Source organism: Steroidobacter agaridevorans (assembly GCF_009932555.1).
Classification (GTDB): Bacteria; Pseudomonadota; Gammaproteobacteria; order Steroidobacterales; family Steroidobacteraceae; genus Steroidobacter; species Steroidobacter agaridevorans.
Window position 1 is genome coordinate 21,887 of record NZ_BLJO01000010.1, and the last position, 14,286, is coordinate 36,172.

Here is a 14,286-nt window from a genome sequence, read left to right on the forward strand (position 1 = left end):
TTCCCCGCTGGCGGCGCTTTTTTTGCCCATGTCACGCGGCTCCCTACCCATCCCGACACCGCTATCATGCCGGCTCCTCTGCAGGAGCTTTCATGATCCGATCACTGTTGTTGGGGCTGGCGCTGGTCGCGCCGGCAGCCTTTGCGCAGGTGCCGGGCGCGAACGAAGTCCGGACCGCGACCCTGGCCAATGGCATGCAGATCATCGTCTGGCCGGACCACGACATCCCCAATGTCGCGCTCTACAACTGGGTGCACGTCGGCAGCCGCAACGAAGCGCCCGGCATCACCGGCCTGGCGCATTTCTTCGAGCACATGATGTTCAACGGCACGAGCACGCGCGCGCCCGGCGAGTTCGACCAGATACTCGAAGCCAACGGCGCGCGTAACAACGCGTTCACCAGCGACGACGTGACCGTCTATCAGGACTGGTTCCCGCGCTCGGCGCTGGAAACCGTATTCCAGCTGGAAGCGGATCGTCTGCAGAATCTCTCGTTCGATCCCAAGGTGGTCGAGAGCGAGCGCAATGTGGTGCATTCCGAGCGGCGCTTGCGAGTCGACGACAGCCATCAAGGCCGGCTGCAGGAGCAAGTGCAGGCGACCGCGTTCGTCGCGCATCCCTACGGCATCCCCACCATCGGCTGGCCCTCGGACATCCTGTCGTGGACCATCGACGATCTGAAAAAATTCTTCTCCACCTACTACGCGCCGAATAACTGCACGCTGGTGCTGGTCGGCGACGTCGAGCCGGACCAGGCAATCGCACTGGCCCGCAAATATTTCGAGCCCATTCCCAAACAGGAGCCGCCGCGACCGGTGAAGACCGAGGAGCCGGAACAGCTCGGCGAGCGACGCGTCGCGGTGAATGCCGATGCGCAGACACCGCTCGTCCAGGTCGCGTATCACGGCATTTCGGGCGCAGATCCGCGACGGCCCGCTTTGGATTTGCTCACGCGCGTACTGACTGATGGCGATGCGTCGCGTCTGCATCGCACGCTGGTGGAGGAGCAGAAGCTGGCGATCTCGGCAGACAGTTATTTCACCGCAGGCTTCGATCCCGGCCTGGTGTGGTTCTTCCTGTCGCTGCCGGCCGAAGGCGATGCCAGGCAGGCCGAGGCAGAGTTCACTCGACAGGTCGAGCGAGTGATCGAGGAAGGCGTCACCAAGGACGAGCTGGCTCGCGCTCGCAGCCAGGCACTCGCAGATTTCTGGCGCGGCCTCGCCACCATCGATGGCAAAGCGCAGGCGCTCGGCAGCTTCGAAGTTCTTCAAGGCGGTCACAAGAAGCTGTTCGATGAGCCGCGCGCTTATGAAGCAGTCACCCAGCAGGACGTTCAGAAGCTCGCCGCAGAGTTGCTGCGCTCGACCAACCGCACGGTGGGCGTATTGAAATCGCCGCCGCCCCCGGACGAAGCGCAGACGCAGTCGGGAGGTGCGAAATGAACCGCCTCCGTCGATTCGTCGTCATCGCCGCGACTGTTTGCTCACTCACCGCGCCCGCCGTGTTCGCGGCCAGCGCCGTGAAGACACCCAACTTCGAGAAAGTGAAGCTCGATAACGGCGCCACACTGCTGTTGATGGAGCGTCACGATGTGCCGCTGATCTCATTCTCGGTGGTGATTCGCGGCGGCGCGCTGAGCGACCCGACAGATCGCCTCGGCACCGCCAGTCTGCTCGCCAGCCTGCTCGAGAAGGGCGCGGGCAATCGCGATGCGAACACCTTCGCCGAAACGGTCGCGTCGGTCGGCGGCTCGATCGAGACCGGCGCGAGCACTGAGAGCATCTCGGTGGGTGGATCGTTTCTGGCGCGCGATCAGAAACTGATGGTCGAGTTGCTGGCCGATGTGTTGCAGCGTCCGCGCTTGGAGCAAGCGCAGTTCGAAACACTGCGCGACCGATCCATCGAATTCATTCGCGCCGCGAAAGACTCGGATCGCTCGGCGCTCACGCCCATCTACGGCGCGGCCAGCTTGTTTGGCGCGCATCCCTATGGCCGTTCGGTCGGGGGCAGCGAAGCGAGCCTCGCGGCGATCAAACACGCCGATATCAAGCAGTACTATGAAGACAACGTCGGCGCCGATCGCGTCATCATCGCGGTCGCCGGTGACTTCAAGACGGCGCAGCTGAAGAGTTTGTTATCGCGTGCTTTCGCCAACTGGCGCAAAGCTGGCAAGCCTCTGCCGGTTGTGGGCAAGCAAGCCGAGGTCACTGCGCGTCGCGTTCTGCTGATCGATGCGCCAGACGCCGTGCAGTCGTATTTCTGGTGCGGCGATGTCGGCGTCGCCAGAAGCGATCCGCGGCGCGCTTCGCTCGACATCGTCAACACGCTGTTCGGCGGACGCTTCACCTCGATGCTCAACACCGAGCTGCGCATTCGCAGCGGCTTGAGCTACGGCGCGAACTCCAGTTTCGATCGCATGACTCAGGGCGGCAGCTGGGAGCTCGGTTCGTTCACGCGCACCGAGAAAACCATCGAAGCCATCGATCTCGCGCTCGCCACGCTCGACAAGTTGCATAGCGGATCCATCGACGCCGCGCAGCTCGAGTCCGCGAAGAGCTACGTGCTCGGCCAATATCCGCTCGCCCTGGAAACCGCCTCGCAGTGGGCTTATCAGCTCGCGACGCTGGAGTTCTATGGGCTCGACCGCAGTTACATCGACGACTACGGCAACAAGCTCGCGGCCGTGTCGCTCGAAGACGCCAAGCGCGCCATCGACGAAGTGATCCCGACGAGCCAGCAACTGGTGCTGGTCGTGATCGGCAAAGCAGAAGCCATTCGCGATGGACTGCGTAAATACGGCCCGCTCACCGAAGTGAAGCTGTCGGATCCGGAGTTCCAGGCCAAGCCATGAGTCATGACATCCGCCTGGTGGTATTCGATTTCGACGGCGTGATGATCGACTTCGAGCCGCAGCTGCGCCTGCAGTTTTTGGAGCGTCTCACCGGCAGGCCCGGCGCGGATATTCACGCCGCGATCTGGGGATCGGATTTCGAGCGCGAGGCCGAAGCCGGCGCATATCGCACGGGTGACGCGTATCTCGCTGCGTTCAACGATCGGCTCGGTTATCGGCTGTCGCGCGAACAATGGGTCGCCGCGCGTCGCTCCGCCATGCGACTGCGGCCCGACATGGTGGACTATGCCCGGTCGCTCAGCGAGCGCGTGCGGCTGGCCTTGCTCACCAACAACGGCGCGTTGTTACACGAAGCGTTGCCGGAGCTCGTGCCCGAAGTTTGCGGCGTGTTCGCTCGTTCTCTGGTCGAAAGCGGCCGAGGCCCTTTCGACACGCCCGACAAAAGGCGCGACTTTTGCCGGTCTGTAAACCTGCACGCCAGTTATGAGTTCGGCGCTCGCAAGCCCGACCCACTGGTGTTCACGCGCTTGCTCGAACATTGCAGAGTGCCTGCCCGGCAAGCAGTATTCGTCGACGACGATGACCAATTCATACAAGGTGCGATATCCGCCGGCATGCACGGTATTCATTTCCAGAATTTGCCCACCCTGCGCGCCACGCTCGAGCCGATGCTGTCATCCCTGTCTCTATATACAGCCACATGATCGGGCGATATGATGCCTGCCCCCGAATTTCAGCTAACACGGACGTGGCGCACGGAAACAGCTTGCTTATGAGCGATTGGCCGCACTCAGTCATCCAAGCCGCAGTTCTGCAGTACATCCGCAGTCACCTGAAGCAATCGGACTGGAGCTTCACTCAGCTCGGCGTGGTGCACGATGCACTGGCGCGAGTGATTCAGTTGAATCCGGGCGAGCTGTGCGTGGTGAGTTGTTTCATCGACGGTCAGCGTTGGTACGTCATGACCACGACCCGGGTGTTCGGCATCTATCGCGGCACGCGCTTCGAGTTTTCGCCGCTGCACGTTCGCAAGTGCATCTGGGGCGACTTCAAACAGGAAGGCCGGGTGCAGATCGAAGTCGCCGAAGTGCAGCTGATCGGCGGCGACAAGGTCACGCTCGCTTACGAGGCGGGCTTCGCGTCCATCGCGCCGATCTATTACGAACGTTTCTGGCACACGCGCTATCCGACGCTGCCGCGCGACTAGCATAAGATTCTGACAGCGCAGCCGGCCGGCCGGGCCTAAGCTGACTGCTCGTTCCTCGAGGAGAGCAGTCATGGCCAGCATCCGTCGTGAAGTTCATATCCAGGCGTCGGCAGAAAAAGTGTGGGACGCGATGCGTGACGTGGGTGCACTGCATACGCGGCTGTGTCCCGGCTTCGTGAGCGACACCAAGATGGAAGCCCAAGACGTCCGTTTGGTGACATTCGCCAACGGACGCCAGGCGCGCGAGTTGATCGTGAGCGTCGATGACGCCGCGCGACGCGTCTGCTGGGCCATCGTCGACGAGCCGTTCGTTCACTACAACGGCGCCGCGCAGGTCACGCCGCTGAACGACGGCAGCTGCCAATTCACCTGGCTCTCCGACCTGCTGCCCAACGAACTGGAACCGCAGGTCACGGCGATGATCGAAGCGGGCATTGCCGATATCAAGCGCGCCCAGGAAGCGGCTTAACAAAACGGTTTGCGCATAGACGTGTTCAGGCGACTTTCTGGCTCGCGGATTTGTGTGATGCTTGTCACATAGATCACAAGTCGTGCGCGATGCTGCATCGTCCGGTGCCCGACACCGCGGCAAAAAGTCTGGCTGAATCCGCTGAAAAAGCCGCTTCGCCGCAGTTAGTGACGCCAATCCCTGACAATTTTTCCGACATGGACAAACGCCGAAAGCGGACTAGACTCGCGGCATCGTTGGTCATTTCCCCAACGAGTCTCCCCGCTAGAAATGCAGTATCGGCGCAGCGATTTCGATGTCACCAATACCGTGCAGGTGAGCTCACCCGACGCGGTCCGGCGGGCTGTGGTCGATTTGTTTCGACAGAGCTGGCCGCACTACCCGCTCGATCGGGTGGACACGGCGTTCCGGGATTTCGAGCGCCTGTTCAACGGCCAGTTTCCCGGCTACTACGGCTGCGACACCGTTTATCACGATCTGCAGCACTCGCTCGACGGCACGCTCGCCGTCGCCCGCCTGATCGTCAGTTACGATCGCACCCACCTGGCCGATGAACGTCTCGGACCGGAGCGCGCCATCCTCGGCGTGGTCACCGCGTTGTTTCATGACGCCGGTTACATCCGTCAGACCGACGACCAGACTCATCGCAACGGCGCCGAGTTCACGCTCAGCCACGTCAGCCGCAGCGCCCAGTTCATCGGCCGTTACCTGCCCACCATCGGCATGGCCGAATGGGTGCCGGTGGCGACCAAGATCGTGCACTTCACCGGTTACGAAGTGCAGTTCGACCAGATCCGCCTGGACGACCCGCGCGACCGCAAGCTCGGCCACCTGATCGGCACCGGCGACCTGATCGCCCAGATGTCGGATCGCTGCTACCTGGAAAAATGCCGCGACCGGCTCTATCCCGAATTCGTGCTGGGCGGCATCGCCATGCCCAGCGACTCGAGCGGCAAGACTCAGGTGAAGTACAGCTCCGGCCTGGATGTGCTGCGACAGACGCCCGGCTTCATCGAGGACGTGCGGCGCTCCCGCCTGGATGGCGAGTTCGGCAGCGCGTACAGCTATCTGGAAGCGCTGTTCAACGGCCGCAACCCGTATATGGAAGCGATCGAGGCCAACCTGAGCTATCTCAGCGAGGTGCTGCGCACCGGCCGCTGGCCCATGCTCCGTCGCGATCCGCCGTGCTTCACCTGGGAGCGCAACCCGGTGCAGAACATCCGCTCGCTGGTCATCGGCCACCTCAAACAGGTGTGGAAGAGCGGCTGAGCCGGGCGCCGGCTAACATGGCGGGATGCCCGACACTCCCGAACCCAGCTGGCTCAATCTCGGCGTCGCACTCGCCGTCGGCTTCCTGATCGGCATCGAGCGCGAACGCAGTAAGGGCACCGGCCCGAATCGCGCCGTCGCCGGCCTTCGCACCTTCACCCTCATCGCGCTCGCCGGCGCACTCGGTCTGTGGATCGGCGGCGTTTATGTCTTCATCGCCACCGGCGCCATCGTCGGCCTGCTGATCGCGGTCGGTTACATACGTACTCGCGATACCGATCCCGGGCTCACCACCGAGATCGCGATGGTCGTTACATTCCTGCTCGGTGGCCTGGCGGTTCGCGACCCGCGACTCGGCGCCGCGTTGGCGGTGATCGTCGCCATCCTGCTCGCCTTCCGCAGCTACGCACACAACTGGGTCAAAAACGTTCTGACCGATGACGAGGTCCGCGACGGCCTGCTGCTCGCCGCCGCGGCGCTGGTCATCCTGCCGCTCACGCCGACTGAGCCGATCGATCCGTGGGGCGTCGTTCAGCCGCGAAAGCTGTGGATGCTCGCGGTGCTGGTCATGGCGATCAACGCGCTTGGTTACGTCGCGTTGCGCGCCTTCGGCGCCAAGACCGGACTGGCGATCGCGGGATTGCTGTCGGGCTTCGTATCGAGCACCGCCACGATCGGCGCCATGGGCGCACGCACCCAGAGTCAGCCGGAATTGCACAAAGGCGCGGTCGCTGGCGCCGCTGCTTCGTCGGTTGCAACCGTGATTCAGCTCGCCATCGTCGTGGGCCTGGTGAGCATGCCGACGCTGTTGATGCTCACGCCTTCGCTGATCGCGTCAGGAATCGCGGCTGTTACTTATGCTGGCATCTTCGCGCTGCGCAGTTTCCGCGAGAAGTCGGGACCTGGGGATGCGCCGAAAGGCCGCCCTTTCGAGCCCAAGACCGCCATCGTCTTCGTGCTGGTGGTCGGACTCACGCTGCTGATCTCGGCGCTGCTGACTCAATGGCTCGGCGACCGAGGCTTGCTGATCGCAGCCGGCGTCGCCGGTTTTACCGATGCCCATGCGCCCGCGATTTCGTCAGCATCGCTGGCAGCGAGCGGACGGACGCACGCGGAGTTCGCGGCCCTCGCTGTGCTGGTCGGCTTCTCGACCAACATCCTGAGCAAGACGGCCGTCGCATTCTCGCTGGGCGATCGACGCTACGCCTATGAGCTGACCCCCGGGTTGGTTCTGATGGCGGCAGCTGCCTGGGGTGCGTGGTCGGTTCGCGCTTTCTTCGTTTAAGCCATTCATACTGCGCCGATGAGTGCACGGTTCACCCGACTGAATGCCCGGTTTCCACATAAGCGCGTGTTCATTACCGGCGCTGGCAGTGGGCTGGGCCTCGAAGTGGCCAAGGCGTTGGCCGCCGACGGCTGGACGCTCGGGCTGTTCGATCGCAATCTGGAGCGCCTCACCACCGTCGAAGCGCAATTCGCCGAAGCCGGCGTGAAGGTGGTCGCCTATCCAGGCGACGTCACGCAGGCGGACGAGCTCACGGTTGCGGTGAATTCGTTCGCCGCGACTCACGACGGCCTGGACGTGATGATCAACAACGCCGGCGTCGCGGGCGGCGGCTCGATGATGGAAGTGTCGCTGGAAGACTGGCGCTGGATCATCGACATCAACGTCATGGGCGTCGTGCACGGTTCGCGCGCCGCCATTCCTCACCTGCAACGCAATGGCAGCGGCTTGCTGATCAATGTCGCGAGCGCGGCGGCGTTTGCATCGGCGCCGGGCATGATCTCGTACAACGCCACCAAGGCCGCGGTCGTCTCGATCAGCGAAACGTTGGTAAACGAACTGCGGCCAGTCGGCACCCAGGTGTCGGTGGTGATGCCGACGTTCTTTCGTTCTTCGCTATTGGAAACATTTCGCGGCCCGGCGCACGCACGCCTGCTTGCGAACAAGGCAACGCAGAGATCGGAATATCCGGTCGAGCAGGCCGCGCAGGATTTGCTGACAGCATCCGCCGACGGCCGGACCTACATTGTGCTACCCAAAGCGGCGCGCACGATGTGGCGGATGAAACGCTGGATGCCGCTGCGTTTCCTCGATCGAGTCAGGGACTTCACGCAGCGGCAACCCCAAACCGACTGATCAGCTCGGAGTGTCCACCGCGAGCAGGAAGCGCGTGTAGATTTCGGGCAGGCGCGCCAGCACGTGCGGCTTGCCTTCGATGTTGCTGGCCTCCAGTACTCGCCGCAGGGTCGACAGGCTGAGCGACTCCAGCGCCGGTTGTGAAATCGGCGCGTAGCTCAAATGCCAGGGCTCCGGACTCACGCCACCGCGGTCGGTGCGGTACGGCCGATAAAATCCGAAACGTCGCATATTGGCGTCGAGCCATTGCGACAACCGCCCGAATATTCCCTCCGGTGCGTATTCGGCAGGCAACAACTCGACCGTGTAACCGGGCGGTACTGCGGCGGCGTCGATGACATCCACATCGCTGCCCCAGTGATGCCGGCTGCCGCCCGGAATCGCCGACCAGCACAGAATCGCGTCGACCGCCGCCGAATCCGGCAGCTGCTTGCGATCGAGCAATGCGCCCTGCCGATCGTAGATCGGCCGCTCGCCGCTCCACTTGCGATTCCAGATGCCGAGCTGGGCCTGGAAATCCCGGAAACTTGAGCGTGGCGTGAGATCGATGCCGGCGTCGCGCGCGGCGTCTCTCATCGCGAGAAAGGATGCCACTGCTTCATAGTGAAGCATGCAGCGCGGGTCACTCAATTCCACGACATGACTGCGCGCCTGTCCGGTGAGCTCGAGCTCGTTCATTACAATCTGCGTCCTAGGCCGAAAAGTGACTGAAAAAAGGCGGCTTTTGCCGCGTTTTTTAACATTCTAATCGTTTGGTATGTTAAAAAAACCGACAAGTAAACCAGGTGTCTCGCCAGCGCGAAAAACCCGAGTATCATGCCGGAACGAAGCGGTAGTGCCAGCGTGCCGAAGCCGAGGCACCTTCGGCAGCACAAGCAAGTAAGTTGCGGAGTATGGGTTGAGATCGCGGGGCCTCAAAATCAGGTTGCTCTCCGTCGCCATCGCGGCGGGCGTTGCCATTGCCGCAACCCTGTTCCTGCTGGAATACCTCGACTATCGCAAGTCGAGCGATGTGCTGGTCCGGCAGGGCGAGCGCTCGCTGCTCAATGCCGAAGCACAGCGGCTGGACCTGCTGGCGAGCGACATGGCCGCCGCGGGCGCCCAGGCCCTGGAAACAGCGCTGCTCGACCATGACCAGCGCACCCTGGAAAAAATCGTCACCTCGCTGCTGAACAATCCTTATTCGATTTCGGCGCGCGTCGTGGCGCCCGACGGCTCGGTGATCTACGAGACGATTCGGCAAGATCAGTGGACCCAGCACATCACCGATCAGGACAAGCGCACCATCCGGCGCGGCCTCGGCGGCGTCGAGTCGCTCGGCACCCTGGAGATCATCGTGGGCCGGCCCGGCCTCGCCGACACTGCGCTCGCATTGAAGTCGCAACTGGAGCGTGTTCAACAGCGCGACTTCGAACGCCGCATCTGGATCGTCGCCGGCGTGGGCGTGCTCATCACCGGCCTGCTGACGCTGGTCGCATGGATGCTGGCGCAGCGCCTGGAGCGTCCGATCGTCGAGCTGATCCGCTCGGCCGAGCGCATCGGCGAAGGCGATTACACCCGTCCGCACAAAGTCACCAGCAACGATGAGATCGCCGAGCTGGAGATGGCGCTGGACCGCATGCGCCAGAACCTGCGCCAGACGACCATCACCAAGAACTATCTGACCATCGTCCTCAACAGCATGAACGACGCCGTGCTGGTGACCTCGCCGGACGGCATGGTGCGCAAGATCAACGACGCGGCGGTTCGTCTGTTCGGCTACAACGAAGAAGAGATCGCCGGCCAGCCGTTCATCAACCTGATCGCCGAGAACGAGCGCGACAACTTCTCGCTCGAAGCGGCCGGCGTCGAGACCCGCGAGACTGTGATTGCCACGCACAGCGGCCAGACCATTCCGGTGTCGCTGTCGGGCGCGCCGATCGCCGGCGACGATCCGCAGTTCCAGGGCACGATCTTCGTCGTTCGTAACATCACCGATCGCAAGCGGGCCGAGCGTCGCATCCGCTACCTCGCCCGTTACGACGCGCTGACCAAAGTGCCGAACCGCATGCAGTTCCAGCACATGCTGCAGCAGGCGATCGCCCGCGCGCGACGCAACGATCGCGGCATCGTGCTGCTGTATCTGGACATGGATCGGTTCAAAGAGATCAACGACACGTTCGGTCACGCCGCCGGCGACCGTACGCTCGAAGTGCTCAGCGAACGTTTGATCCGCATCCTGCCGCGTGAAGCCGTGGTCGGCCGGCTGGCGGGCGATGAGTTCGGTCTGTTCATCGAAGGCTTCGCGGACACCGAGGACGAGCGCACGCAGGCCGCGAATCTCGCGCGCATGGTGCTCGCCGAAGTCTGCAAGGCGTATTACGTCGATCAGCAGGAAGTATTCCTGACCGCCAGCGTCGGCATCGCGTTCTGTCCGAAGGACGCCGAGAACGTGATCGACCTGATCCGCAACGCCGACGCGGCGATGTATCACTCCAAACAGAACGGCGGCAACAGCTTCGCGTTCTACTCGCCCGACATGAACGCCGCGGCGGTCGAACGTTTGATGCTGAAGAGCAAGCTGCGTCGTGCGCTCGAGCGTGACGAGCTGATCATGGTGTATCAGCCGAAGGTGGACCTGCGCGACGGTCGCATCATCGGCGCGGAAGCGCTGTTGCGCTGGCGCCTGCCGGGGCATGGCGATATTCCGCCATCGCAGTTCATTCCGCTGGCCGAAGAGACGAATTTGATTCTGGGCATCGGCGAGTGGGTGTTGAACCGCGTCTGCGCCGACTATCACCGCTGGCAGGACAAGATCAAAAACCCCGGCCGCGTTTCGATCAACCTGTCGCTGAAACAGCTGCGCCAGGCAAGCTTCATCACTCGCTGCAAGTCGGTGTTCCGTCGTCACGAAGTCTCGCCGACCTGCTTCGAGCTGGAAATCACCGAAACGACGTTGATGGTCGACCCGAAGCGCACCATCAAGCTGCTCGACGAGCTGTACGCCATGGGCCTGCACCTGTCCATCGACGACTTCGGCACCGGTTACTCTTCGCTGTCGGCCCTGCAACAGTTCCCGATCGGCACGCTGAAGATCGACCAATCCTTCGTCCGCGACGCCGCCATCAACAGCGACGACGCCACCATCGTCCGCACCATCATCGACATGGGCAAGGCACTGGAAGTGGACGTGGTCGCCGAAGGCATCGAGACCGAAGAACAGTTCAACTTCCTCCGCAACCGCGGCTGCCACTATGGCCAGGGCCGCCTGTTCGGCGACGCCATGACCTCGGACGAATTCCTGTCGCTGGTCCTCACGCAGGAAAGCGGCCGGACCAAAGTCAGCGAGCTGTTCGCGTCGTAGTCCCTTCGAGCGCCTGTTGCGCGTTCGCCCCGTCCGAATCGACGCTCTAACATCCGCGCGCTCAACCGCGGAATGGCGCGCGGCACGTCGCAGCGGGGGAAGTTGCATACCGCAGTGCGCTCCGGGTAGTAAGGCAAGCCATGACTAGACCTCAAGACATCGGCATGGTCGTCCCCTTGCAGCGAAAAGCCGCCACCGCGGATTTCGCTGGAGCCGTCCGGGAAGCCAAAAGAATATTGGATGAGTTCGGTTTCTCAGCGCCGCCGGTCAATCCAGTGACCATCGCACGCGAGCTCGGCGTGAAAGTCTCGTTCGTGAGCATGCCCAAACATCCCAATGTTTCAGGCTTCTATGATGCCCAGGACGATGCGATCTACATCGCGAAGGGCGAATATCCCAAGCGGCAGACGTTCACCATCGCGCATGAGCTGGGACACAGGCTGCTGCATCGAGAATGGGCAGCCAGCAATGACTACCGAGTCATGCTTCGAGATCAAAGCCTCATGGTCATTGACGAAAAAGAGCAGGAGGCGAATGCCTTCGCAGCTCACCTCCTCGTGCCCAGGGACATGCTCGACGAATACCGGCACGTTGCTTCGATCGAAGAGCTGTCGCGTTTGTTCGTGGTCTCGATGCCCGTCATCCGAAATCGGCTCAGGCGTGAGTTCGGCGCCTAGCACGTCCGCGCTCAAGGCGGACATCGGGGGGCAGGACGAGGTCGATCCCGATCTCAAATCGGACGTCTGCGCAGCTGATCGGGAGCGCATCGAGCTCGACGGCAGGAAAGCCTTCTTCAGGTTGAGGCAACAGTGGTCCTGCGCGGTGATCGCCTGGATTTCCTGCTTTCTCATCTTTCATATCGCACTCACGGTCGCCATCGGTCTCGGCGGGCTGGACTTCCTCCAGTATCAGTGGTTGATTCCACTCATCACCGTCGAGAACTTTCTGCAGATCGTGGGCATGGGCTATGTGGTGGTCCGATTCCTGTACCCGGGTAAAGCGCTCGCGTTAGCCAGAATCCGGCGGACCAGTTAGGATTCGCGCAAATCCTTCCCCGCTGACCAGACCCGCCCACAATCCCGCCGTGCTTTCCTTCTCCTCCCTCGCCCTTCGGCGCGGTACGCGCCTGTTGATTTCGGATGCGTCCTTTACCGTATATCGCGGGGAGAAGGTGGGCATCGTGGGCGCCAATGGGTGCGGCAAGTCGAGCTTGCTGGCGCTGGTGTTGGGCGAACTTCAACCTGATGCCGGTAGCGTCGAGTATCCATCGCAGCTCGTCGTCGCCCATGTGGCTCAGGAACTGGAGGCAACGGACCGACCAGCCATCGAGTTTGTGATGGATGGCGATGAAGAGCTGCGAGAGACGGAAGCGGCAATCGCGCAGGCCGAAGAGAAAAACGCAGGAGCCAAGCTCGGCGAACTGCACGCCCGCTACGCTGCACTCGGCGGCTACGACGCACGCAGCCGCGCGGGCAAGTTGATGCACGGCCTGGGCTTCTCGGCCGCCGATGAAACGCGTCCAGTGAGCGCCTTCTCCGGCGGCTGGCGAGTGAGGCTGAACGTCGCGCAGGCCCTGATGTGCCGATCCGATCTGCTGTTGCTCGACGAGCCCACCAACCACCTCGACCTCGACGCGGTCATCTGGCTGGAGCAGTGGCTGCGCAATTACCAAGGCACGCTGCTGATGATCGCGCACGATCGTGAGTTCCTCGATCGCACCGTCGACCGTATCGTGCACATCGAGAACGGCGCGGCGAAGATCTACACCGGCAACTACTCCGCCTTCGAAGAGCAGCGCGCCTCGCAGCTCTCGCAACAGCAGTCGATGTACGAGCGGCAGCAGCGCGAGATCAAGCACATGATGAGCTTCATCGAGCGCTTCAAAGCGAAGGCCAGCAAGGCCAAGCAAGCACAGAGCCGCGTCAAGGCGCTCGAGCGCATGGAGAAGATCGCGCCGGCGCACGTCGACTCGCAGTTCGAGTTCACGTTCCTGGCGCCGCAGAAGCTGCCCCGGCCGCTGCTGGCGCTGGAGAAACAATCGGTCGGCTACGGCGAACGGGTCGTGCTGGAAAACGTCAACATGACCATCGCCCCCGGCAGCCGGATCGCACTGCTCGGCCGCAACGGCGCCGGCAAATCGACGATGATGAAACTGCTCGCTGGCGAGCTCGCGGCATTCGATGGCAAGCGCACCGAAGCGCGCGATCTGAAGATCGGTTACTTCGCCCAGCATCAGCTCGAACAACTCAGCGTGGACGATTCGCCGCTCGGTCATTTGAAACGCCTGGGCGGCGAAGCCGCCGCGAGAGCGACCGAACAGGAATTGCGCGGCTTCCTGGGCAGCTTCGGATTCAGCGGCGATCGAGTCTTCGAGCCGGTGGGCCCATTTTCCGGCGGCGAGAAAGCACGCCTGGTGCTGGCGCTGACCAGTTACTTGCGGCCGAATCTGTTGCTGCTCGACGAGCCCACCAACCATCTCGACCTGGAAATGCGCCAGGCACTCGCGATGGCGCTGCAAGACTACGAAGCCGCGGTCGTGCTCGTTTCGCACGATCGTCACTTGTTACGAGCCGTCGCCGACGATCTGATCCTGGTCGACCAAGGCCGCGCGCAGCCATTCGACGGCGACCTGGACGACTACGCGAAGTGGTTCCAGACGCGCGAAGCAGCGGAAACCGGCGCCGAAGAAGAGACAACGGCCGCCGCACTGAGCGCCGAACAAAAGAAACAACGCAAGCGCGAAGAAGCCGAGCGCCGCAATCGCCTCAGCCCGATCAAGGCCGACATTGCGCGTTTGGAAAAACAGCTCGCGAAGCTGGAGCAGGAACGGGCGACCGTCGAAAGCGCGCTGGCCGAGCCCGACATCTACAACCCGAGCTCCAAGCAAAAGCTGCAGGAACTGCTGCAAAAGCAGACCCAGCTGAAGCGCGATATCGCCAACGTCGAGACCGAGTGGCTCGCCGCCAGCGAGAAACTCGAGGCCGAGATGTCCGCCGGCGACTGAGCG

13 protein-coding genes are annotated in these 14,286 nt (G+C 62.7%); 12 read left to right on the top strand and 1 reads right to left on the bottom strand.

Features of this window, described 5'->3' with window-relative positions:
• Window positions 1-92: 92 nt before the first annotated feature.
• From GYH35_RS30075 to GYH35_RS30110, 8 genes are all read left to right on the top strand, one after another.
• Window positions 93-1,442 carry a M16 family metallopeptidase gene (locus tag GYH35_RS30075; protein ID WP_161830349.1) on the top strand — a complete coding sequence of 450 codons (1,350 nt, stop codon included), beginning with the start codon at window positions 93-95 and terminating at the stop codon, window positions 1,440-1,442.
• On the top strand, window positions 1,439-2,851 hold the full coding sequence (locus GYH35_RS30080) for a M16 family metallopeptidase (RefSeq protein ID WP_161830350.1): 1,413 nt from the start codon (window positions 1,439-1,441) through the stop codon (window positions 2,849-2,851). Before GYH35_RS30075 ends, GYH35_RS30080 begins: the two co-directional genes overlap by 4 nt.
• Window positions 2,848-3,555 carry an HAD family hydrolase gene (locus tag GYH35_RS30085; RefSeq protein WP_161830351.1) on the top strand — a complete coding sequence of 236 codons (708 nt, stop codon included), beginning with the start codon at window positions 2,848-2,850 and terminating at the stop codon, window positions 3,553-3,555. Before GYH35_RS30080 ends, GYH35_RS30085 begins: the two co-directional genes overlap by 4 nt.
• A 68-nt stretch (window positions 3,556-3,623) precedes the next feature.
• Window positions 3,624-4,058 carry a hypothetical protein gene (locus GYH35_RS30090; protein ID WP_161809962.1) on the top strand — a complete coding sequence of 145 codons (435 nt, stop codon included), beginning with the start codon at window positions 3,624-3,626 and terminating at the stop codon, window positions 4,056-4,058.
• Window positions 4,059-4,128: 70 nt separating this feature from the next.
• A complete protein-coding gene (locus tag GYH35_RS30095; RefSeq protein WP_161809963.1) occupies window positions 4,129-4,527 on the top strand; it encodes an SRPBCC family protein in 399 nt (132 codons plus the stop codon).
• Window positions 4,528-4,797: 270 nt separating this feature from the next.
• Window positions 4,798-5,796 carry a hypothetical protein gene (locus GYH35_RS30100; RefSeq protein ID WP_161809964.1) on the top strand — a complete coding sequence of 333 codons (999 nt, stop codon included), beginning with the start codon at window positions 4,798-4,800 and terminating at the stop codon, window positions 5,794-5,796.
• A gap of 25 nt (window positions 5,797-5,821) precedes the next feature.
• Entirely contained in the window at window positions 5,822-7,081 is a 1,260-nt protein-coding gene (locus tag GYH35_RS30105) for an MgtC/SapB family protein (RefSeq protein ID WP_161830352.1), read from the top strand.
• A gap of 18 nt (window positions 7,082-7,099) precedes the next feature.
• Window positions 7,100-7,936 carry an SDR family NAD(P)-dependent oxidoreductase gene (locus GYH35_RS30110; protein WP_161809966.1) on the top strand — a complete coding sequence of 279 codons (837 nt, stop codon included), beginning with the start codon at window positions 7,100-7,102 and terminating at the stop codon, window positions 7,934-7,936.
• Here the strand turns inward: GYH35_RS30110 and GYH35_RS30115 are convergent, their stop codons facing one another.
• On the bottom strand, window positions 7,937-8,614 hold the full coding sequence (locus GYH35_RS30115; protein WP_161809967.1) for a M15 family metallopeptidase: 678 nt from the start codon (window positions 8,612-8,614) through the stop codon (window positions 7,937-7,939).
• 220 nt (window positions 8,615-8,834) lie between these two features.
• On the opposite strand from GYH35_RS30115, the gene GYH35_RS30120 reads away from it, so the two are divergent.
• The 4 genes from GYH35_RS30120 (at window position 8,835) to GYH35_RS30135 (ending at window position 14,283) form a co-directional block, all read left to right on the top strand.
• A complete protein-coding gene (locus GYH35_RS30120) occupies window positions 8,835-11,279 on the top strand; it encodes a putative bifunctional diguanylate cyclase/phosphodiesterase (RefSeq protein WP_161830353.1) in 2,445 nt (814 codons plus the stop codon).
• Window positions 11,280-11,419: 140 nt separating this feature from the next.
• Complete coding sequence (locus GYH35_RS30125; RefSeq protein WP_202624860.1) at window positions 11,420-11,956, top strand: ImmA/IrrE family metallo-endopeptidase; 537 nt, start codon at window positions 11,420-11,422, stop codon at window positions 11,954-11,956.
• Window positions 11,940-12,314, top strand: a complete 375-nt coding sequence (locus GYH35_RS30130; RefSeq protein ID WP_161830354.1) for a hypothetical protein — start codon at window positions 11,940-11,942, stop codon at window positions 12,312-12,314. Before GYH35_RS30125 ends, GYH35_RS30130 begins: the two co-directional genes overlap by 17 nt.
• Window positions 12,315-12,363: 49 nt before the next feature.
• Complete coding sequence (locus GYH35_RS30135; protein ID WP_161830355.1) at window positions 12,364-14,283, top strand: ATP-binding cassette domain-containing protein; 1,920 nt, start codon at window positions 12,364-12,366, stop codon at window positions 14,281-14,283.
• Window positions 14,284-14,286 lie beyond the last annotated feature (3 nt).

Coding starts and splice junctions, on each gene's coding strand:
- GYH35_RS30110 (WP_161809966.1), top strand. CDS start 7,100: ATGAGTGCACGGTTCACCCGACTGAATGCCCGGTTTCCACATAAGCGC.
- GYH35_RS30105 (WP_161830352.1), top strand. CDS start 5,822: ATGCCCGACACTCCCGAACCCAGCTGGCTCAATCTCGGCGTCGCACTC.
- GYH35_RS30125 (WP_202624860.1), top strand. CDS start 11,420: ATGACTAGACCTCAAGACATCGGCATGGTCGTCCCCTTGCAGCGAAAA.
- GYH35_RS30080 (WP_161830350.1), top strand. CDS start 1,439: ATGAACCGCCTCCGTCGATTCGTCGTCATCGCCGCGACTGTTTGCTCA.
- GYH35_RS30075 (WP_161830349.1), top strand. CDS start 93: ATGATCCGATCACTGTTGTTGGGGCTGGCGCTGGTCGCGCCGGCAGCC.
- GYH35_RS30115 (WP_161809967.1), bottom strand. CDS start 8,614: ATGAACGAGCTCGAGCTCACCGGACAGGCGCGCAGTCATGTCGTGGAA.
- GYH35_RS30095 (WP_161809963.1), top strand. CDS start 4,129: ATGGCCAGCATCCGTCGTGAAGTTCATATCCAGGCGTCGGCAGAAAAA.
- GYH35_RS30100 (WP_161809964.1), top strand. CDS start 4,798: ATGCAGTATCGGCGCAGCGATTTCGATGTCACCAATACCGTGCAGGTG.
- GYH35_RS30090 (WP_161809962.1), top strand. CDS start 3,624: ATGAGCGATTGGCCGCACTCAGTCATCCAAGCCGCAGTTCTGCAGTAC.
- GYH35_RS30085 (WP_161830351.1), top strand. CDS start 2,848: ATGAGTCATGACATCCGCCTGGTGGTATTCGATTTCGACGGCGTGATG.